Raw genomic sequence first — 19,323 nt, forward strand, 5'->3', positions numbered from 1 at the left:
CATAGCCTAGGGGCTCAGTCCTTGCCATCACCCTAATCGGCATCATCATTGCCATCGGGCGTGCCCAGCGCAATATGATCCATAAAGCTGCCCACCGGCCCGATGGCGCGGCGGAAATCATGCAGCGTATCCACCGCCGGATCGCCCATCGGCGCCTGAGCCTGCGTCGCCTCCTCCTCCACCGAGAGGATCAGCATCATCGTGGGCACCCGGCGCAGCATCAGCCGGTCTTCCAGATTGGCGAGGCGCAGCTTCACCGTGGAGGCGGTGCTGGTGTCGCCGGTGTGCCATGTCGTCTGGGCCAGACGGGCGATGCGCCCCTGAGCCAGCAGCCGGTCGCCCCGGGCGGCCAGAGCCCCTGCCCCCGGTCCCTGCCATTGCCATGCCGAGCCGGGCGGCAAAGCGCCCTCGCCAAAGCCGGTCGCCTTGCGGCCCGGCCCTTGCGCGGCATACAGCGCGAAGAACATGTCGACGATGCGGCCCTTGTCATCGGCATAGCGCAGCTGGATGCGGTGATCGGCCCCGGCAGCACGCGGTGTCCAGTCCACCATCAACGGCGTGCCGACGCGGTGCCAGCCGGGCACCTGAGGCACAGCGATACGGGTGGGCATCGGCGCCTCCAGCCGGGCCGCCGCCGTGGACCACACCAGACACGCCAGCACGATGGCAAAAGCCCCGCCGCCGGCCAGGGCACGCGGGCAACGCCAGCGATCCAGCTTCGCCAGCACCCGGTTTTGCGCGAGGGCGGCGCCGTCGATCATGGGATCGTGCACCTTGCGGTCGAAAAAGGGCCAGCTGATCGCAAGGATGGCGGCGATCACGGCGGCGAAGAAGAACCAGCCATAGATGATATGGTCGACCCCGCCCGCATAGGCCGCGCCCTTGATCTGCGCCACATAGACCGTGCCCCAGGCCCGAACGCCGTTGGCCAGCACCGGCACCACCACGCAGAGCGCCATAAAAGCGACGCGCCGCGTCCACGAGCGAAAGCAGACATTAGCCGCCAGCACCCCGAAGGCCAGCATCGCCACGAGGAATTTCACGCCCGAACAGGCCTCGGCAATTTCGAAGAGGCCTGCGGGGGTGGCGATCATCACGCCGTCGACATGGGCGGGGATATGGGTCATCACCACCAGCCAGATCGTCAGGCGGGCGGTGATGGTCTGCAGGGGCGGAATGATCTCGTCGCCGAAGGGCACCAGAAAGACCATATAGGCCAGCGGGAAGAGGAAAGCCGCCGTCACCCGCGTGCCCAGCATCAGCGGCACGGCGGCCATCAACATGCCGACGGCGCCGAACTGCGCCAGCTCGGCCAGATTGGCGAGGCGCCCCATGACCCAGATCAGCGCGGCCAGCAGCAACAGGAACAGCCCCGGCCACCAGCAGGCGGGGCGCAACTGTTTGGCCTCGGCCCAGCGATGCCAGACCTGCCAGCCAAGGATCAGCGGGATCAGCAGCACATGGGTGTAGGTGGAGATGTTCCACCACTGATCGGCCATGGCCCGCCATTCCTGACTGGCCGCGCCGATCATGATGCCCCAGATCAGGGCCAACAAGGTCAGCCCCTTGCCCCAGTCCGGCGAGAATTGCTCACGCGCCATGGAGGGTGGCTCCGATCAGACCGGCGAGCGGTGCCAGAGCAGCCTGCCAGCTGGCATGGGCCAGCACATGGACGCGGGCAGCTTGGCCCATGGCTTTGGCGTGGTCAGGATTGTCCAGCAAGGCCAGCGTGGTTGCGATCAGGGCCTGATCGCTGTCGGCAATGGCGTAATCCGTGCCATCGCGCGCCTCGATCCCTGTCGCGGCGCCGGGGGAGAGGACGCAGGGCAGTGCCATGGCCATGGCCTCCAGCACCTTGTTCTGCACCCCCCGCGCGATCTCCAGCGGCACCAGAGCCATATCCGCAGCGGCGAGGTAGGGCCGCATATCCGGCACCGCACCATGGACCTGCGTGCCGTTCACCCCATGCAGCGCCTGCACGGCAGGCGTGGGGGCGCGGCCCACGATATGGAAGCTGGCTTGCGGGTGATGCTTGAGGATCGCGGGCATCAACTGCTGTGCTGCGCGGGTGACAGCAGCGATGTTGGGGGCGTAATCCATCTGGCCGGTGAAGATCAGCTTCGGGCCGGGTTGTGCGGCCAGAGCGGCATCGGGCGCCACTTCGGGCGAGAAAAAGCTGCAGTCGATACCATTGCTCAGCACCCCCACATGTGCGGGGCTGTTGGCGGGCAGGCGCCTTTTCAGCAGAGCAGCCTCGGCCTTGCTGATCAGCAGTGTGTGGTCGGCACGGGCGGCCAGGCGGCCCTCTTCCACCGCCAGAAGGCGGCCTTCGCGGGCATGGACCCAGCGCATCGGGCCTTTGCCCTCTCGCCCATAGGCATCGAATTTGGCCGAATCGACATCCACCAGATCGAGGATAACCCTGCCTGTGAAGTCAGCAGGCACATACTGCCCCATCTGACCGGAAAAGACGAAAATCGTGCCGATCCGCCCGCTCGCCAGCGTGGAACGCACATAATCCGCCAGATGCCTGTCATGAAAGGCGGTGAGGCTGATCGGTTGCCCCTTGGCCAGCGCCTCCAGCCCGGCCAGCGGCAGCGGCTTCTTGCGGGCACGCAGGCAATAGGTGGCAGCACAAGCCGCCAGTTCGCCCTCATGCGCCCAGTCTCCCGCATCATCGGCGAAACAGGCGACATGCACTGGCGCCAGCGCCGTCAGAGCCTTCAGCACATGATGCGAATGGATCTTGTCGCCCCGGTCGGGCGGGAACGGCAGGCGATGGGCCAGAAACAGGATCTCTTTGCCGGAAGCGGATGCGCTCACCCCAGCCCCCGGGCAATCCACGGGCCGATCAGATTGGCCACGGGCAGAGGCAGCTTCTTCCACAGCTCGATCCGGCGCGAATGGGTGGCGCTGGTGGGATCGGCATCGCGTGCCTTGGCCCCCGGCGCGGTATAGACGCCATAGGAGAGCGGCGCGGGCTCAAACCCCCAGTTGCGCTTGAAATCAAAGGCGCCGCTGCCCGTCTTGGAGCGCCCGAAATCAAAATGGGTGCAGCCGCGCTGGCGCGCATGGCGCATCAGCTCGTAATACATGCGATCGTTGGCGCGCAGGCTCCGCGCTTCCCACGTGCCACCGCCCCAATAGGGCATTACCGCGCCGCGATGATAGAGCGACAGCACGCTGGCGACCGCCTTGCCCTGATGGCGCACGGTCAGGATATCGGCATCCTGCCCAAAACGCTCCAGCACAGCGCGGAACAGGGCGCGCGGGAAAACCGGCGTGCCCAGATTGCGCACGCTGGTGGCGTAGATGTGGTAATGCTCGGCGGAAAGGTCTTTGCCGCCCGTCACCACCTCGAAGTCATTGGCCAGACCCTTGCGGACCTCGGCGCGCTGCTTGCGGGGGATCGCGGTGAGTTCGGCCTCGTCACTGGCGGCCAGCGGGCGCACAAAACCGGCATGTGACTGGTTCTTCACCGCCCAACCTTCGCGGTCTTCCGGCAGCAGACCGCCGCGCAATTCCGCCGAGGGCGCTTTATGCTTTTGGGCCAGATCCTCCAGCGCGGCGAACAGCGGCGCGGGGTCGGTGTCCTCTGCCACCAGCACGCCACCGCCCACGGCAAAGCCTGTGGAAGCCAGCACGCGCCCGAAGATCGGAGAGGTCACCAAAGTCAGCGGCAGATAACCGATCAGCGCACCGCCCTGCTCCAGCACCAGCGCCAGCGGCTTGTTGCCCGTGCCCTGCGCCACAGCCAGCAGCCATGCGGGGCGATGGAACGGTGTGGCGTCCGGATGATCGGCCAGAAAGCCCTCGATCCGCCGCTCATCCTGAGGGTCACGCAGATCGGCGAGGCGCACCGCCCCCACAGCCATCCGAAGCGGCGCGTTCATGCCGCTTGCCCGGCCCCCGTTTCCGTCTTCAACTCTGCCCCCGGCATGATGAAAGGCAGCGCCCTGGGCGCCTCGGCCTTGGCCAGCATATCCATACGACCCCATTGAAAATCTCGCACCAACCGTTCGAGCTTAGGGGCCATAACGTCAAGATTCGTATAATGCCGCAGGCGCGACTTCGCCGAAGCCTGCGCCACGCGCGGCTGGCCGGGGTCGATCTCCCATGGGTGGAAATAGGTGACGCCGGGGCGCTGGTCGTGGCTGTTCACCCGCCGCAGCGCCCATTGGCTGAACCAGTAGGGGAACAGGCGGAAGAAACCGCCGCCGCCCGCCGCCTGACGCCGGCCCGCCACCTCAACCGTGGTGACAGGAATTTCGATCAAGCTGCTGTCCACCAAGGGGCGGAAGGCGAAACGCGGCGCCTCGCGCCAGCCATAATGGTCATGCGCGATGGGGGCGACGCTGGAGGAATAGTCATAGCCCTGCTCGGCCAGAATGAGGTGAGCCCATGGCGTGCGCGTGTCGATGGAAAAGCTGGGCGCGCGATAGCCTTTGATCGCCACGCCCCCGGCATCCTCCAGAATCTTGCGCGATTCGGTCAGATCCTCGGCAAAACGCCGAGCGCCCAGCGTGAAGACGCGGGCATGGTCCAGCCCGTGGCTGGCCAGCTCATGCCCTTCGGCCACGATGCGCTGCATCAAGGCGGGATGCCGTTTGGCCACCCAGCCCAAAGTGAAGAAGGTCGCCTTCACATCTGCGGCTGCGAACAGGTCCAGCACAGCGCTGGTGTTGGCCTCCACGCGGTGTTCCAGCGCATCCCAATCCGCGCGGTCGATCACCTTTTCGAAGGCGCCGACCTGAAACCAGTCCTCAACATCGACGGACAAACCATTGACGATGCTGGACTTCGACACGGTACAATCTCCTCAAGACCTTCGGGCGTTAACCCTCAGGCGGCGACGCGGGGCGTCCCGTCGCGCTCGATCCATTCGATCAGCATGGTCAGCGTGTGGCGCAACGTGCGGTCCTGCTCGGCCAGACGGGCCTCCAGCTCGCCGAGGCGCGCGGTCAGCGTCTCGATGGCAGCGGCCTGAGCAGCCGAAGCGGCGGCCTGAGCCGCATCCTCAGGGCGCTCCGCCCCCTGACCACCGGCCAGTTCGATCACGGCATGCTGCAATTCGGCGATCTGCGCGGCCTGCTCGGCCAGACGGGCGGACAGCTCGTCCGACAGCGAGGCATGATGCTCCACCGCATGATCCAGCGGCTTGTCCCCGCCCGCTGCACGCGCGGCCACCACAGCGGGGGCCTCATGCGCAGCCTGCGCGATCACGCGGCCCAGCGACAGGCCGCCATCAGCCACCATCTCGCTCAGCACGCGGGCCAGCAGCACGCCATCGAGATGCTCGCGCTGCTCGGCGGCGCCTGCCATCAGCAGGCGGCTGGTGATCTGGTTGATCCGGCGCGGCACGCCGCCGCTGGCCTGATGGATCTCGGCAAAGAGCGAGGGCGCGAAGGTCGGGCGGCCCTGCCAGCCGACCAGACGCAGGCGATGGCCCAGATAGGCCTCCACCTCTTCGGCGCCCATGGGCTCCAGATGATGGGCGGCGATCACACGCTGGCGCAATTGCTCCAGCCCGGCCTGACCCGACAGGTGATCGCGGAATTCGGGCTGGCCCAGCAGCAGAATCTGCAGCAGCGGGTGATTGCCCAGCTGGAAATTGGAGAGCATGCGCAGCTCTTCCAGCGCCTCATCCGAGAGGTTCTGGCTCTCATCCACCACCAGCAGGCAGCGGCGACCGGCGCGCGCCTCACTGTGCAGGAACGCCTCGATCTGCGAGAGGGCCTTGGCCTTGCCGGTGCCGGGGTCACGGCCCAGCGCGGCCTCACCCTCGGCACGGATGGCGAATGCCTGCGCCACAAGCTGCACCAGATCCTTGTCATCCAGACGGCTGGTGACGACCTGCGCGGCGGTCAGGCGCTGGCGGTCGATGGTGGCCATCAGATGGGCGACCAGCGTGGATTTGCCGGTGCCGACGTCACCCGTGATCACCACGAAGCCCTCACCCTGCGCCAGGCCATAGCCCAGATAGGAGAGCGCCTTGCGATGAGTCGCGCTTTCGAAATAGAACGCCGGATCGGGCGTCAGCTGGAACGGGCGAGCGGTGAAGCCATAGAAATCATCGAACATCGTCAGTCCTCCGCCGGTCAGAAGCTGTAGCGCATGCCAAGGGCACCGGATGCAATCCAGATGTCCTCGCTCTGATCGGTCCTGGCCCCTGTGATAACCGCAGAGGCGTTGCCGCTAAGGTGCCGTGTGAAATAGTAATTATACAGAGCTGTTGCACTCACGCCCGTGGTATCGCCTGCCGCTGCCAGACCGCTTTCGAAGCGGTAAAGCTCCAGCGTGGTCTGGATGGTGGAACGCTGCGAGAGCTTGCCGCTCAGGCTCGCGGCCCCCCAGTAATACTGGTCAGCCTTGCCGTCCAGCGCGGCCAGCACCGTATCGGGGGCACCGATATACTGGCGCCGCTCCCAACCGGCGGCGAGGCCTGCCTGCCAATGGCCGAAATCATACATCGCGCTGGCGGTAACCCCGCGCCCGCGATAGATCTGCCCGTTGAGCGAGCCCAACCCGCCGCTGACGCAGCCCCCGCCCGTGGCCGAACCGACGCAGCTGGTCAGCCCGCCCGAAATCGGATCGCGAATGGCGGTAAAGCTGGTCGGCGCCGAGGTGAGCGCCGTGGTCAGCGCGCCACCAAAGCCGGTCAGGTTCTCATAGGCCACCACATTGAAGGTGGTGCGGCCATTGGGCTGCCAGTTGAAGAAGCCATAGCCGCCCAGACGGCCATAACGGCGCCCGATATGCGCCTCGGCGCTGGTGCGGGGGTTGGGGCGCCATTGCACGCCCACATCCCAGATCAGCCCGCTGGTGTCGAAGGCCATGATGCGCGGGCTGGAATAGTCGGTCACATAGCGGCCATGGGAGTCCACGATCGGGTTGCCATTGGCATCGCGCACCGCATCGCGGCTGCTAACCTGCACCTTTTCATAGCCCGCCGTGGCGATGGCGTTCAGGTTCTGGGTCACCGGCACGATCACGCCCGCGCGGGCATGCACATCCTCCACCTTCTGATCGAGATTGGAGATATCCTGCCGGTAATAGCCCGCCTCGCCCGTCAGGCCGACAGGCAGGCCCAGATCGCCCGGCTTGGTCGCGGCGGCAAGGCGCGCATCCTGCGAGAGCGAATGGCCCAGAATGCCGCCACCCGCCACCACGGCGCCACTGCCGCCATCCACATCGGTGTAACCGACATGATAGGCCGCATTGACCGCCACATCGCCAAGCTGCGTGGCATAGCGCGGCCCGGCATAGACCGAATAGACCTGGCTGAGCGTATCGCCCTGGCTGTTCACCCCGGCGAAGGTCGCGCCCCCGGCATAGGTGTTCACCCGGTTCGCATAGCCGCCGTAGTCCATATACAGGCCGCTCTTGCCCTCACCCGTCAGGCGCGTCGAGAAATTGGCGATGCCGCTCAGGTTGTCGCTGTCCTGCGCCTTGCCCCAGCCGATGTTGCGCTGATAGCGCAGCGAGATCGCGCCCTGCGTGTTGCGGCCATTGACCAGCCCGTCCACGCCCGCAGCCAGCACGGAATAGGTCAGCACATCGCCGGAAGGCTGTATGGGCGCATAGGCCACCTGCTGCGCCTCAATATAGGGGCGGATCAGCAAGGGGCGGCCATGCAGATCGGCGCTGCCGAAGGTGTTGATCTGGCCGGGAATCAGCGCGGAAGGGGCCAACACGGCATCATCGCCGCCGCCCGCCCCGTTGACCTCCTGCATGGTGACGCCGCCATTCGTTCCGGCGCGCGCGCCACGGATCTGCGGCGCCTGCTTGCCGGTGATGTCGGTGGAGGAAGGATCATTGTCCTGCGGTTCACCATTATAGGAAACCACAGTGTTATAGGGGTTGCCGCCATAGGCCGAATTCGGCGTGGCCGTCAGCGTGCCCTGTGCCGCAGACTGCGCGGGTGTCTGCGGCGCGGACGCAGGTGCCGCGCCCTGATCCGCATCGGCCTGAAGCAGCCCGCCGGTGTCATAAGCCATCGCCGCGCCCGGCGCGGCTTGACTCGATACCGCCGAGCCCGCCGCGCCCTTGGCCACGGCCAGACCCGGTGCGGCAAGCGCCATCAGGCTGACCGTGACGAAAAAGCCCCCCGCCAGCTTCATCCGCGATATCCGTGATAGGAGCCGAAGCGGCGCCCGCTGGGGCTGAACTGCACCGCATTGAGCAGCAGCTGCACATTAGGGCAGCCCGCCAACAGCGAGGCGGCATCCTGCACCGCATTGGTGCTGGTCTTGTCGGCACGCACCACCATCACCACCTGGCCCACCAGCTTGGCAACCTCGGCAGGATACATGGCGGCCAGCGTGGGCGGCGTGTCGATGACGACGATGCGGCGCGGATAGCCCTCGGTCAGCAGATCGAGCACGCGGGGCGCGCGCGAGCTTGCGAGATATTCCGCATCCGAATTGGTGGGGCGCCCGCCCGGCAGCACCGAGAGGCCGACGATATCGGTGGGGATCACCAGAGACCGCACATCGATGCGCGGATCGGCCAGTGCGTCCATCAGGCCCGGTCCCGCCGGAATGCCCAGAATGCCCAGCGCCGAGGAGCGCGCTAGATCGAGGTCGATCAGCACCACCTCGGCTTCCTTTTCCGCCGCGATCGACATGGCGAAATTGAGCGCGCAGAAGGTCTTGCCCTCGCCCGGATGGGGGCTGGTGATCATGATGCGCTGGCTGGCCGGACCGGAACGCATGCGGCGCAGTTCCTCGGCCTGAGCCAGCAGCTGGCGCTTGACGATGCGGAACTCTTCCAGCTGCGCGGTGGCGCCGCTTTCTGGCACGATCAACCCGGCCTCGGCCAGAGCGTTCCGGTTGACGGCATGGCGCGGCCGCGCGGGCGGCGGCGGCGTGACGGGCTGCTGCGGCGCGGCTGGCGCGGCCTGCTGAGGATAGCCCTGCTGGGGGTAGCCCTGCTGCGGATAACCGGGCTGCTGGGCATAGCCCTGAGGTGGCAGTCCCTGAGGCGGATAGGCCGGAGGCTGGCCATAGGCCTGCTGCGGCGGAAAACCCTGCGGCGGATAGGGGTAGGCGGGATGGCCAGCCTGTCCGTAAGGCGCAGGTGCCCCCTGCCCATAAGGCGGCTGACCATAAGACTGCTGGCCATAGGCCGGATGCCCGTAAGGCGGCTGAGCGCCCTGACCGAAAACCGGCTGGCCATAAGGCGGAAACGGCTGAGGTTGCGCCGGATAAGGCATGCCCGTCTGCGGATCGACAGGGCCGGCTTGCGGCACCGGATTGCCCTGAGGCAGCGGCTGAGGCCGGATCGGCGCCTGTTCAGGTGAGGCAGCAGCGGGTTGGGCCGCATGCGGCTGGCCCAGCGGCACGACCTGGCCCCGGCCATCCTGACCCTGCGGACCCTCGCCGTCGGAGCCTTGGCCGGCACTGCCCTGAGGCGTCAGTTTCCTGGGTTCGAACATCGCCATCTCCTCAGGCCCCGCCGCCGATGTTGAAGCGTTCCATCATCACCAACAGCATGAACAGCCCGCCCAGCGCGCCGCTGGCGGCAATAAAGCCGCGCAGACCACGCGCCCGTTCGGCCCGCGCCGTTTCCGACAGCGACTGCGAGATCGCCCCCAGCACCGGCAGGCCGGTCACACGCTCCAGCTTGGCCGTGGTGGCAAAGCTGGACTGCAATTCACCCAGCGCAAAGGCCACACCCAGCCCCGCGCCGATCCCCGCCACCAGCACCACCATCAGCAGCAGCGGACGGTTGGGCGCGGAGGCACCATGCGGTAGCACCGGCGGATCGAGCACCTGGAACTTGGTTGCGCCATGGGCTGCAACCACTTGTCCGCGCAGGCGCAATTCCTCGCGGTCCTGCAGCAGCTTGTCATATTGGGCTTTCAATATGTCATAGTCGCGGCTGATGTTCTGCGCTTCCTGTGCCAATTCGGGATTGCTGAGCTGGCGCGCCGTCTGCGTGGCGATGGCCTGCTCGATGGTGGTGCGCCGCGCCTGAAGCGCCTGAAGATTGGCCTGCCGCTCCACACGGATCGATTCCAGCGTGGTGTAGGCCGGATTGGGCTGAGCCCCCGGCCCGGCCACGGGCGTCGGCCCCTCGGCGCGGATCTGGGCCTTCAGCGCCACGATCTGGTTGCGCGCGGCAATCACATCGGGGTGATTGTCGGTCATGCCGCGCGCACGCATGCCCACCAGATCGGATTGCAGCTGCGCCAGTTGCGCCCGCGTGCCGCCAAGCTGACCGGGCGCCGCAGCCCCGGCCACCGTGGGCGCAACGCCCGCCATCTGGCCATTGACCGCCGCCAGAGCGCTCTGCGCCGCGGCAATATCGCCATCGAGGCCGCGCATTTCGGCGCGGTTCTGCTCCATCTGCTGGATCGTGGAAACGCCGCCCTGCGCCAGTTCGGGATGCTGGGTCTCGAAGGTCAGGCGGCGCTGTTCGGCGGCCTGCAACTCACCCTGACGGTTCACCAGCTGCTGGTCGAGGAAATCCAGCGTCTGCTTCATCTCGCCCTGCTTGGTGTCGTTGTTTTCGTCGCCAAAAATGTCGATCACCTTGCGCACGATGTCCTGCGCCAGATGAGCGCCATCAGCATCGCTCATCCCGCCGCCCGAGCGCGACTGGGCGCTGATCTCGAAGATGTTGTCCTGCGTGGCGACGATCTTGATCGATTTGGACAGGCCCGCGATCATGCCTTCCATCTGCTTGCGATCGGTGATGTTGTCACCCAGACGCGTGCCGCGGATCACCTTTTCCAGATTGGCCGAGCTGGTGAGCGTATCGCGCACGCGGTCCACATCGCGCTTGCGGTCCGAGGCATCGATGCCGACCTGCGCCGCGAGCGGATCATAGAGCTGGACCATGATGCGCGCATGCGATTCATAGGTGTTGGGAATGGTGCTGACCATGCCCCAACCGGCCAGACACACCAGCCACGCCACGCCCAGCGCGATCCAGCGGCGGCGCCAGATCGAGAACAGCGTGGCTTTGATATCGTCGAAGAGCGAGTTCATAGGGTTGGGTCCGGCCTCGCTGCTTAGAACATGCTTTCGGGGATGATGATGACATCGCCCGGCATCAGCATCACATTGGCCTTGCTGTCACCCTTCTTGAGCAGATCGCCCAGCCGCAGGGCAAATTCCTGCTGATGGCCGGTGGCCTTGTCATAACGGATCAGCTTGGCCCGGTTGCCCGAAGCATATTCGGAGAGGCCGCCCACTGCAATCATCGCGTCCAGAATGGTCATATTGGCGCGATAGGGCAAGCTTGCGGGCTTGCCGGTGGCGCCCACGATGCGGATCTGTTCAGAGAAGGTGCCCGCAAAACGCGTGACGATCACCGAGACCAGCGGGTCCTGAATATACTGGGACAGCTGAAGCTGGATGTCCTGCGCCAGCATGCTGGGTGTCTTGCCGACAGCAGGCATATCGGTGATCAAGGGCGTGGTGATGCGCCCGTCAGGCCGCACCTGCACCTTCGAGCCCAGCTCCGGGTTGCGCCAGACGAAGACGGTCAGCTCATCCATCGGGCCGATGATATAGTCCTCGCCCGGGCCTTCCTGATGCGCCACAAAATTGGCCGGAGGCAGCCGCGCCGCCGTGCCATCGCCCGCGCAACCGCTCAGGGTCAGGCTGGCGAGAGCCGCGCCGGCAATGGTGTGAACGGCTGTCTTGCTCGGCATCATGTCTTCCCGGACTGGGCGGTATCCGTCGGCCTGCGCGCTGCGAGGGCGCAGGGATGGATACGGCAGTTCATGGTCGGCTATGCGCCCGAAGGGTAAACATTGGGTTAGTCATCCACCCGCAAGACGCCGGTTTTCCGCCATTTTGCGCGGGTCTGTCCCGGTGGGAGACAGGCGCGCAAGGCCCAGCGTCTCGCCGTGGGACGATTCGCGCAAGAGTGTCCTAAGGGATTCGCCGGAGTCAGTCAGGTGTCAGATCAGGATTTCGCGCGCGGGTCCCTGCCCGAGGAAGGCCGAGGGGCTGGCACTGGCGCCATAGGCCCCGGCGCAGAACACCGCGACCACATCGCCCACATCGGCCTTGGGGAAATGGCCCTTGTCGGCCAGCCGGTCGAGCGGGGTGCAGAGGCAGCCGACGACGCTGGCCTCTTCCTCGGGCTCAGCGCCAAAGCGGGTGGCGATGGCGACGGGATAGTTGCGCCGCACCACCGTGCCGAAATTGCCGCTGGCCGCCAGCTGGTGATGCAGGCCGCCATCGGTGACGAGGAAGATATCGCCGTGGCTTTCCTTGCGGTCGAGGATGGTGGTCAGGTAGACACCCGCTTCTCCGGTGAGGAAGCGGCCCATTTCCATGGCCAGTTGCGTATCTTTCAGCACATCGGGGCGGTTGCTCAGGCGTTCGCCCAGCGCGGCGCCGATGGGGGTGAGGTCCAGCGGCGAATCGCCGTTGAAATAGGGAATGCCAAGCCCGCCGCCGATGTTGAGATGCGGCAGGGGCACATCGGCCTGCTGGGCCAATTGCACCGCCAGATCGAGCACCTGCCCCTGCGTTTCGGCAATCGCCGCGCCATCGAGCGACTGCGATCCGGCAAAGATATGGAAACCGCGCCATTCCGCCCCTGCCGCCACGATCTCGCGGGCCAGAGCGGGCACCTTGTCGGTGTCGATGCCGAAGGGTTTGGCGCCACCGCCCATCTTCATGCCGCTGCCGCGCAGGTCGAAATCGGGGTTCACGCGGATGGCGAGGCGCGGGGTCTTGCCCAGCTTTTCGGCGATGGTGAGCGCGCGGCGGGCTTCGGCGGCGGATTCGAGGTTGAGGGTGACGCCCTGCATGATTGCCGCCTGCAGCTCGATATCGCGCTTGCCCGGCCCGGCGAAGCTGATGAGCGAAGGATCGAGCCCTGCCTCGCGCGCCATGCCCAGTTCGCCGCCGCTGGCGATGTCGAAGCCGTCGACCAGCGTGCCCATCAGGCGCAGCAGGGGGGCGAAGGGGTTGGCTTTCACCGCGTAATGCAGCGCCAGGGCTTCGGGCATGGCCGCGCGCAATGCCGCCACCCGCGCCCGGATCATGCCGGAGGAATAGACGAAAGCAGGCGTCGCCCCGGCCTGAGCGATCAGTTCGGTGATCTTGATGCCGTCCACCGCCAGCACGCCGTCACGCGCGGCAAAGCCTGCGGGAATGGGGCCGAGGGGTTTCATGCGCCTGCCTCCAGACCGGCGCGGATCTCTTCGAATAGACCGGTGCGGTCGAGCTTGCCATTAGGGCCGATGGGCATGGTGTCTTTCCAGTGGATCACTTTGGGTTGCATGAAATTGGGCAGATCGGCGGCAAGGCGCTTGGGCAGCAGCGTTGCCGCATCCTCTGCGCCCGGCACGGCGCGCACCACCAGATGCACGGCCTGACCCAGCCGTGGGTCGGGCAGGCCCAGCGCCACCACCTCGGCCACGAGGCCGGTGGCCAAAGCCGCATCCTCCACCTCTTGAGGCGAAATACGGTTGCCCGAGGATTTGATCATCGCATCGCGGCGGCCCACGAAATAGAGCAGGCCATCCTCATCGCGCCTCACCCGGTCGCCCGACCATACTGCCATGCCGCCATAAACACTGCCCTCCGGCGCGGGACGATAGCGTTCGGCGGTGCGCTGCGCGTCTTGCCAATAGCCTTGCGCCACCAGCGGGCCGGTGTGGACGAGTTCGCCTTCCTCATTGTCCGCCGCGATCTGGCCCGCATCGTTCACCACCAGAATTTCGGCATGGGGGATGGCCTTGCCCATGCTGGTGGGGTGCGTGTCAATCAGCGCGGGATCGAGATAGGTCGAGCGGAAGGCCTCGGTCAGGCCATACATGGCGAAGAGCCGCGCATCAGGGAAAAGCGCGCGCATGCGGCGCACCAGATCGACCGTCAGCGCGCCGCCGGTGTTGGTCAGGCGGCGCAGTCTGGTGGCGGTTTCGCTCGGCCATTCGGCTTCGATCAGTTGCACCCAGAGCGGCGGCACGCAGCCCAGCGTGGTGATGTTGTGACGCTCGACGGCCTTCACCACATCGCGCGGGGTGAGGTAATCGAGCGGGGCGGCGCTGCCCCCGACATACCAGTGCGACAGCAACTGGTTCTGCCCATAATCGAAACTTAGCGGCATCACCGCCAGAGCGCGATCATCGCTCTGCAGCCCCAGATAATTCGCGACGCTTTCCGCCCCCAGCCACAGATTGGCGTGAGAGAGCATCACCCCCTTGGGCCGCCCCGTCGAACCGCTGGTGTAGAGGATGGCCGTCAGGGCGTTCGGATTGGCCTGCGAAGGCGGCAAAGGGACGGCACTTTCGGCCAAAGCCAGCGCCTCGGCCTCCTCCAGCGTGGAGCAAGTTTCAGGCACATCGCCCGGCTCCAGCGTGGTAAGGCGCGAGGGCGTGGCGATCACCAGCACCGCCCCACTGTCGGCCAGAATATGCGCCACCTGCGCCCGTTTCAGCAGCGGATTGATCGGCACATGGATGCAACCGGCCCGCGCGGCGGCCAGAGGCAGCAGGCAGGTCAGTTCTCCCTTGGCCGCCCAGCTGGCCACGCGGGGGCCATGCTCACCGGTAAAGGCCTGTTCCCCCAGCCGATCCTTTAACCAACCGGCAAGACGAGCGACACGCGTTCTTAAGTCCTGCCAGCTAAGCACACCGCTGCGCAGCACCAGCGCGGGAGCGTCATCTGCCCCGCGCAGCGCGAGGTGATCGAGCGGAAGAGCCGTGATTTCGGCACTTTGACCGGTAACGTCGCTGGAATAAGGCATGATGGAATGAAACGAGGCCTTTTGTCGTGATCTCGCTGGCTTATCACGCCGATCTTAAGGAAGTTCAACGCGATTGCGCGCTGGCGGATGCTTTGGCGCTGGCTGCGGGGGCTGAGCCGGGCGTGGCCGGGCCTTTCGATCGTCTTGGCTGGTGGCTGGCGCTGCAAGAGGAATGCGCCGTCGCGCCGATTCTGGCGGTGGCGCGACAGGGAGATGCGCTGGCCGCGCTGCCGCTGGCCCATGGCGATCAGGGACTGAAGGGGCTCGCCAACTGGTACACCTTCCGCCTGCGCGCGCTTTTGACACCGGGCGCCGATAGCCCTGCCCTGCTGAAGGCTCTGGCGCGCGAGGTGAAGCATCGCGGCAGCCGTCTGACGCTTTCGCACATCCCCGAAGAGCAGATCCATCTGCTGGCCGATGCGTTTCGCGCCGCCGGATGGATGGTGCAGGTGGCCCCTTGCGATATCAACCACTGGCTGGATGTGGCAGGGCGCTCCTATGTCGATTATCTCGCCGCTCGCCCCGGCCCCTTGCGCACCACGCTGAAACGCAAGGCGAAAAAGGTCTCCTGCGAGATCCATCGTGACTTTTCCGAAGACATCTGGGCCGATTACGAGGCGATCTACGCCGCCAGCTGGAAGGGCGAGGAAGGCTCCATGGCGTTCCTCAAGCGTTTCGCGCAGGAGGAAGCTGCAGCCGGCCGCCTGCGCCTTGGCCTCGCCCGCGCGGAGGGCAAGCCTGTCGCCGCTCAGCTCTGGACCGTGGAGGCGGGCACCGCCTTTATCCACAAGCTGGCCTATATCGAGGAGGCCAAGCCGCTCTCCCCCGGCACCAGCCTGTCGGCTGCGCTGTTCCAGACGGTGATCGATGAGGATCGCGTCAGCTTCGTCGATTTCGGCACGGGCGACGATCCCTACAAGCGCGACTGGATGGAGCAACAGCGCAACCGCTGGCAATTGCAGGCCATCGATCCGCGCGCGGTCAGCCAATGGCCCGCTCTGGGGCGCATGTGGGCCTCGACCTTGGTCGCAAGAGTGAAGCGGCGTTTTTAGACTACACCGCCTATGGCGGCAGGGGCTTGTGAGCAGTTAAGCGCTCCATTAAAGCCACGCAAAACCTTCTGAACGGGTAACCACGTTCAGAACCGGAACAACAGAACCAAAACCCCCAAAGGGACATCATGAGCAAGGATATCGACCTTACATTGCGCCGGATTCTCGGCGATGTTCTGGGCCTCAAGCCCGCGCAGGTGGAGGCGCTGAACGAGGACAGCGGCCTGTTCGGCCATCTGCCCGAACTCGATTCCATGGCCGTTGCCGGCCTGCTGACCGAGATCGAGGACCGGCTGGACATCGTGATCGAGGATGATGAGGTCGATGGCGACCTGCTGGCCGATTACGGCGCGCTGCTGCGCTTTGTGAAGGGTAAGGTCGCCGCCTGAGTCCGTCGATCTGGTGGCATCGTATCAACTCCTTCAGCTTTTTGTTTTACCGCGCTTTCACACCGTTTTTCAGAAGGCCGGGTGATCCACCCGGCTTGAAAGCACTTTAGAACGAAACAAAGGGGCAGATCACCGGCATGCGTTATGCGGACTGGAGCTTTACGGCGCCTGATGGCAGCCACCATGCCGACAGCGCGCTATGGCTGGGCGAAAGCGGCCCGCGCCTGCTGATCGTCCCTGCCCTGCTGGATGAAGGCCATCGCCTGCGCCGCCTGACGGTCGAAGTGATGCGGCGGCTGGCGGCCAGCGGCATCACCTGCATCCTGCCCGATCTGCCGGGCACGGGCGATTCGGTCTTTCCCCTTGGGCAGACGGATGTGCGCCTGTGGCGCAAGGCGATGGGCGAACTGGCGCAAGAGGTCGGGGCGCAGGCCGTGTTTGCGCTGCGTGGCGGGGCTCTGGCGGCGCCTGAGGGGCTGAAGAGCTGGCATTATGCGCCCATCAAAGGGGCCAGCATTCTGCGGCAACTGATCCGCGCCCGCATCATCGCCTCACGCGAGGCCGGTGTGGAAGAACGGCAGGACGCGCTGATGGAGCAGGGCCGAGCGCAAGGCCTCGAACTGGCCGGATATCGGCTGGGGGCGGCCATGATTGCCCAGCTTGAAGAGGCTCAACCAGTTTCAGAAGGCACCACCCTGATCGATCAGGAAATGGTCACCGGCGCGCCCCTCTGGCTGCGCGCCGAGCCGGGGGAAAACCGCCAGCAGGCCGATGCTTTGGCCGCCATTCTCGCCATCGGACTGCGTGATGGAGTGCCCGCATGAGCCGCCAGCGCTTCACCATCCCCTGTGAGGGCAGCGCGATGGGTGCCACGCTGGATGGCCAGCTGGAGGGCGCCAAAGCGGCTCTGCTGATCGTTTCAGGCGGCAATGAAATCCGCAGCGGCACATGGGAGGGGCAGGCCTGGCTCGCCGCGGAGGTGGCGCTTGCGGGCTTTCCGGTGCTGCGCTTCGACCGGCGCGGCGTGGGTGACAGCGAAGGCGCCAACCTCAGCTATCGCGGCGCCGGGCCGGATATTGCCGAAGCCTTGGGCTGGTTGCGGGCTCAGGCACCTCAGGCGCGGATCGTGGCGCTGGGCAATTGCGATGCGGCCAGCGCACTGATGCTGGGCGATGGCTGCGGCGCCGACGGCCTGATCCTCTCCAACCCATGGACCTTCGAGGGCGAAGATGAAGGCGCCAGCGCCGAAGCGCAGGCCGATGCCAAGGTGTCCAGCCTGAGGGCGCATTACCGCGCGAGGCTGGCCAATCCGGCAGCGCTGCTGCGGCTGCTGACGGGCAAGGTCTCGCTGCGCAGTCTGGTGGGCAGTCTGGTCGCTCTGGCCAAGCCACGCGCGGCGCCCGCTCCAGACAATCTGGCCGCACGCATGGCGGCGGGGCTGGCGCGCTTTTCGGGGCCGGTCTCGATCCTGATCGCGGGACAGGACCGGACGGCACTGGCCTTTGCCTCGGCGTGGGATGGCAAGGATCAACGTATCACGCGGTGCGACGGGGCCAGCCATTCCTTTGTCGAGGCGCATGCCCGGGACTGGTGGCGCGCTCAGGTTTTGCGCATACTGGAAACTACGTAAAAACCCTTGTTATTGGCCTTCGCCTGGCGCAGCATGGAACAAAGACCTTTGTCATCTTTTGGATGGGTTATGCGACGCAAGACATCCTGGTTGAGATCGCTTCTGAAAAGCCTGACGGGCGACCGCAAGGGCGCGACGGCGATCGAATATGGCCTGATTGCGGCCCTGATCGCGGTGGCCGCGATTGTGGCGATGCGCGGTCTGGGCAATCAGCTGAAGGCCACCTTCAACACCACCTCCAGCGCGATGACAGCCGCCGCCCCATCGGCCTGACGCAAAAAGCGCCGCAGGCATCAACCCCGCGACGCTTTGAACGCGCGCCCGCCGCAGAGGCTGCGGCACGACGCAGACAAAATGGGAGCGCGAGGGGATAACCCCCTCGCCCTTATCCCTTTTCTTACCCGTCCACCTTCTCACGCGCAGCGAAATCCAGCGCGGCGACAAAACGCTCGGCATCCAGCGCGGCCATGCAACCGGTACCCGCAGCCGTCACGGCCTGACGATAGGTGTGATCCATCACGTCGCCGGCAGCGAAGACGCCGGGGATCGCCGTCTTGGGCGTGCCGGGCTCAACGATCAGGTAACCGCCGTCATCCACGGCCAGCTTGTCCTTGAACAGCTCGGTGGCAGGCGCATGGCCGATGGCGACGAAAGCGCCCTGCGCGGGCTCGACCGACTTTTCGCCCGTCACAGTGTCGGTCATCTCCACGCCGGTCAGAGCACCACCCTCGGTGCCGACGAAGCGGTCGACGGCCTTGTTCCACAGCACCTTGATCTTGGGATGCGCGAAAAGGCGCTCCTGCAGGATGCGCTCGGCGCGCAGGCTGTCGCGGCGGTGGATCAGGGTGACGTCATCGGAATGGTTGGTGAGGTAGAGGGCTTCCTCGACAGCGGTGTTGCCGCCGCCGATCACCACCACCTTCTTGCCGCGATAGAAGAACCCGTCGCAGGTGGCGCAGGCTGAAACGCCCTTGCCCGAGAAGGTCTGCTCGCCTTCCACACCCAGCCACTTGGCCTGAGCGCCGGTGCAGATCACCAGCGTATCGCCCTCATAGACATCGCCCGAATCGCCATAGCCGCGGAACGGCGGGCCCGAGAGATCGACCGAGGTGATCGTGTCCCACATCATGCGCGTGCCGACATGCTCGGCCTGGGCCTGCATTTCCTGCACCAGCCAGGGGCCCTGCACAGCCTCGCGGAAGCCGGGGTAATTCTCGACATCGGTGGTGATGGTCAGCTGGCCGCCGGGCTGCAGGCCCTGCACCACGATGGGGTTCAATCCTGCGCGCGCGCCATAGATGGCCGCCGTCAGCCCCGCCGGGCCGGAACCGATAATCAGCATGCGAGTCTTATGCATCGTCATGAAAGACGTCTCCTTGAGCGTTTTCAAACCGGGCAAACCACCCGGCGGCTCGGAAAACGCGGCAAACAAAATCTGGAGCGATGGATTCGAAGCAATCGGATTCGTCGTTCTCGCGGCCGAAATAGGAAGTCGCAACAAGAATGGAAAGGTATGCTGGAGCGCTAAACCACA

General features: G+C 65.8%; 17 protein-coding genes. 5 read left to right on the plus strand and 12 right to left on the minus strand.

From position 1 onward, the window contains the following. Positions 1–32 precede the first annotated feature (32 nt). From xrtA to HGK27_RS13040, 11 genes are all read right to left on the minus strand, one after another. Complete coding sequence (gene xrtA / locus HGK27_RS12990; RefSeq protein ID WP_206241079.1) at positions 33–1,601, minus strand: exosortase A; 1,569 nt, start codon at positions 1,599–1,601, stop codon at positions 33–35. Next, positions 1,591–2,823 (minus strand): TIGR03087 family PEP-CTERM/XrtA system glycosyltransferase, encoded by a 1,233-nt coding sequence (locus tag HGK27_RS12995; protein WP_206241080.1) that lies wholly within the window; start codon positions 2,821–2,823, stop codon positions 1,591–1,593. Before HGK27_RS12995 ends, xrtA begins: the two co-directional genes overlap by 11 nt. Further along, on the minus strand, positions 2,820–3,893 hold the full coding sequence (locus HGK27_RS13000) for a FemAB family XrtA/PEP-CTERM system-associated protein (RefSeq protein ID WP_206241082.1): 1,074 nt from the start codon (positions 3,891–3,893) through the stop codon (positions 2,820–2,822). Before HGK27_RS13000 ends, HGK27_RS12995 begins: the two co-directional genes overlap by 4 nt. Beyond that, positions 3,890–4,807: an XrtA system polysaccharide deacetylase gene (locus HGK27_RS13005; protein WP_241127117.1), complete on the minus strand. Its 918-nt coding sequence runs from the start codon at positions 4,805–4,807 to the stop codon at positions 3,890–3,892. Before HGK27_RS13005 ends, HGK27_RS13000 begins: the two co-directional genes overlap by 4 nt. A gap of 35 nt (positions 4,808–4,842) precedes the next feature. After that, positions 4,843–6,081 carry an AAA family ATPase gene (locus tag HGK27_RS13010; RefSeq protein ID WP_206241084.1) on the minus strand — a complete coding sequence of 413 codons (1,239 nt, stop codon included), beginning with the start codon at positions 6,079–6,081 and terminating at the stop codon, positions 4,843–4,845. 17 nt (positions 6,082–6,098) lie between these two features. Beyond that, positions 6,099–8,120 carry a preprotein translocase subunit YajC gene (locus tag HGK27_RS13015; protein WP_206241086.1) on the minus strand — a complete coding sequence of 674 codons (2,022 nt, stop codon included), beginning with the start codon at positions 8,118–8,120 and terminating at the stop codon, positions 6,099–6,101. After that, a complete protein-coding gene (locus tag HGK27_RS13020) occupies positions 8,117–9,436 on the minus strand; it encodes a tyrosine-protein kinase family protein (protein ID WP_206241087.1) in 1,320 nt (439 codons plus the stop codon). The genes HGK27_RS13015 and HGK27_RS13020 overlap by 4 nt, the downstream gene beginning before the upstream one ends. 10 nt (positions 9,437–9,446) lie before the next feature. After that, the gene (locus tag HGK27_RS13025) at positions 9,447–10,994 is read right to left on the minus strand and encodes an XrtA system polysaccharide chain length determinant (protein ID WP_206241090.1); all 1,548 of its coding nucleotides are present in this window, start codon (positions 10,992–10,994) and stop codon (positions 9,447–9,449) included. 23 nt (positions 10,995–11,017) lie between these two features. Next, the gene (locus HGK27_RS13030) at positions 11,018–11,662 is read right to left on the minus strand and encodes an XrtA/PEP-CTERM system exopolysaccharide export protein (RefSeq protein WP_206243153.1); all 645 of its coding nucleotides are present in this window, start codon (positions 11,660–11,662) and stop codon (positions 11,018–11,020) included. A 252-nt stretch (positions 11,663–11,914) separates the two neighbouring features. After that, positions 11,915–13,141 carry a pyridoxal-dependent decarboxylase, exosortase A system-associated gene (locus HGK27_RS13035; protein WP_206241092.1) on the minus strand — a complete coding sequence of 409 codons (1,227 nt, stop codon included), beginning with the start codon at positions 13,139–13,141 and terminating at the stop codon, positions 11,915–11,917. Further along, complete coding sequence (locus HGK27_RS13040) at positions 13,138–14,718, minus strand: acyl-CoA ligase (AMP-forming), exosortase A system-associated (protein ID WP_206241094.1); 1,581 nt, start codon at positions 14,716–14,718, stop codon at positions 13,138–13,140. The genes HGK27_RS13035 and HGK27_RS13040 overlap by 4 nt, the downstream gene beginning before the upstream one ends. Positions 14,719–14,744: 26 nt before the next feature. Between HGK27_RS13040 and HGK27_RS13045 the strand changes: the two genes are divergently transcribed. The 5 genes from HGK27_RS13045 to HGK27_RS13065 all read left to right on the plus strand — a co-directional run bounded on the left by HGK27_RS13045 (position 14,745) and on the right by HGK27_RS13065 (position 18,062). Next, the gene (locus tag HGK27_RS13045) at positions 14,745–15,770 is read left to right on the plus strand and encodes a GNAT family N-acetyltransferase (protein WP_206241096.1); all 1,026 of its coding nucleotides are present in this window, start codon (positions 14,745–14,747) and stop codon (positions 15,768–15,770) included. Positions 15,771–15,898: 128 nt separating this feature from the next. Beyond that, positions 15,899–16,159, plus strand: coding sequence for an acyl carrier protein (locus tag HGK27_RS13050; protein ID WP_206241097.1), 261 nt, complete (start codon positions 15,899–15,901; stop codon positions 16,157–16,159). Positions 16,160–16,296: 137 nt separating this feature from the next. Further along, the gene (locus tag HGK27_RS13055) at positions 16,297–16,983 is read left to right on the plus strand and encodes an alpha/beta hydrolase family protein (protein ID WP_206241098.1); all 687 of its coding nucleotides are present in this window, start codon (positions 16,297–16,299) and stop codon (positions 16,981–16,983) included. After that, positions 16,980–17,789, plus strand: a complete 810-nt coding sequence (locus tag HGK27_RS13060) for a hydrolase 1, exosortase A system-associated (protein ID WP_206241099.1) — start codon at positions 16,980–16,982, stop codon at positions 17,787–17,789. Before HGK27_RS13055 ends, HGK27_RS13060 begins: the two co-directional genes overlap by 4 nt. 90 nt (positions 17,790–17,879) lie before the next feature. After that, positions 17,880–18,062: a Flp family type IVb pilin gene (locus HGK27_RS13065; protein WP_407674616.1), complete on the plus strand. Its 183-nt coding sequence runs from the start codon at positions 17,880–17,882 to the stop codon at positions 18,060–18,062. A gap of 124 nt (positions 18,063–18,186) precedes the next feature. Here HGK27_RS13065 and trxB read toward each other — a convergent pair whose 3' ends face one another. Further along, on the minus strand, positions 18,187–19,152 hold the full coding sequence (trxB, locus tag HGK27_RS13070) for a thioredoxin-disulfide reductase (RefSeq protein ID WP_206241101.1): 966 nt from the start codon (positions 19,150–19,152) through the stop codon (positions 18,187–18,189). Positions 19,153–19,323: the final 171 nt, after the last annotated feature.

The sequence above is a fragment of the Novosphingobium terrae genome (assembly GCF_017163935.1).
In the GTDB taxonomy this organism is placed as follows: Bacteria; Pseudomonadota; Alphaproteobacteria; order Sphingomonadales; family Sphingomonadaceae; genus Novosphingobium; species Novosphingobium terrae.

What these genes read in the sequence shown, in the direction of transcription:
- HGK27_RS13035 (WP_206241092.1), bottom strand. Translation starts at nt 13,141, where the DNA reads ATGAAACCCCTCGGCCCCATTCCCGCAGGCTTTGCCGCGCGTGACGGC.
- HGK27_RS13015 (WP_206241086.1), bottom strand. Translation starts at nt 8,120, where the DNA reads ATGAAGCTGGCGGGGGGCTTTTTCGTCACGGTCAGCCTGATGGCGCTT.
- HGK27_RS13040 (WP_206241094.1), bottom strand. Translation starts at nt 14,718, where the DNA reads ATGCCTTATTCCAGCGACGTTACCGGTCAAAGTGCCGAAATCACGGCT.
- HGK27_RS13060 (WP_206241099.1), top strand. Translation starts at nt 16,980, where the DNA reads ATGAGCCGCCAGCGCTTCACCATCCCCTGTGAGGGCAGCGCGATGGGT.
- xrtA (WP_206241079.1), bottom strand. Translation starts at nt 1,601, where the DNA reads ATGGCGCGTGAGCAATTCTCGCCGGACTGGGGCAAGGGGCTGACCTTG.
- trxB (WP_206241101.1), bottom strand. Translation starts at nt 19,152, where the DNA reads ATGACGATGCATAAGACTCGCATGCTGATTATCGGTTCCGGCCCGGCG.
- HGK27_RS13055 (WP_206241098.1), top strand. Translation starts at nt 16,297, where the DNA reads ATGCGTTATGCGGACTGGAGCTTTACGGCGCCTGATGGCAGCCACCAT.
- HGK27_RS13025 (WP_206241090.1), bottom strand. Translation starts at nt 10,994, where the DNA reads ATGAACTCGCTCTTCGACGATATCAAAGCCACGCTGTTCTCGATCTGG.
- HGK27_RS13010 (WP_206241084.1), bottom strand. Translation starts at nt 6,081, where the DNA reads ATGTTCGATGATTTCTATGGCTTCACCGCTCGCCCGTTCCAGCTGACG.
- HGK27_RS13030 (WP_206243153.1), bottom strand. Translation starts at nt 11,662, where the DNA reads ATGCCGAGCAAGACAGCCGTTCACACCATTGCCGGCGCGGCTCTCGCC.
- HGK27_RS13020 (WP_206241087.1), bottom strand. Translation starts at nt 9,436, where the DNA reads ATGTTCGAACCCAGGAAACTGACGCCTCAGGGCAGTGCCGGCCAAGGC.
- HGK27_RS13000 (WP_206241082.1), bottom strand. Translation starts at nt 3,893, where the DNA reads ATGAACGCGCCGCTTCGGATGGCTGTGGGGGCGGTGCGCCTCGCCGAT.
- HGK27_RS13050 (WP_206241097.1), top strand. Translation starts at nt 15,899, where the DNA reads ATGAGCAAGGATATCGACCTTACATTGCGCCGGATTCTCGGCGATGTT.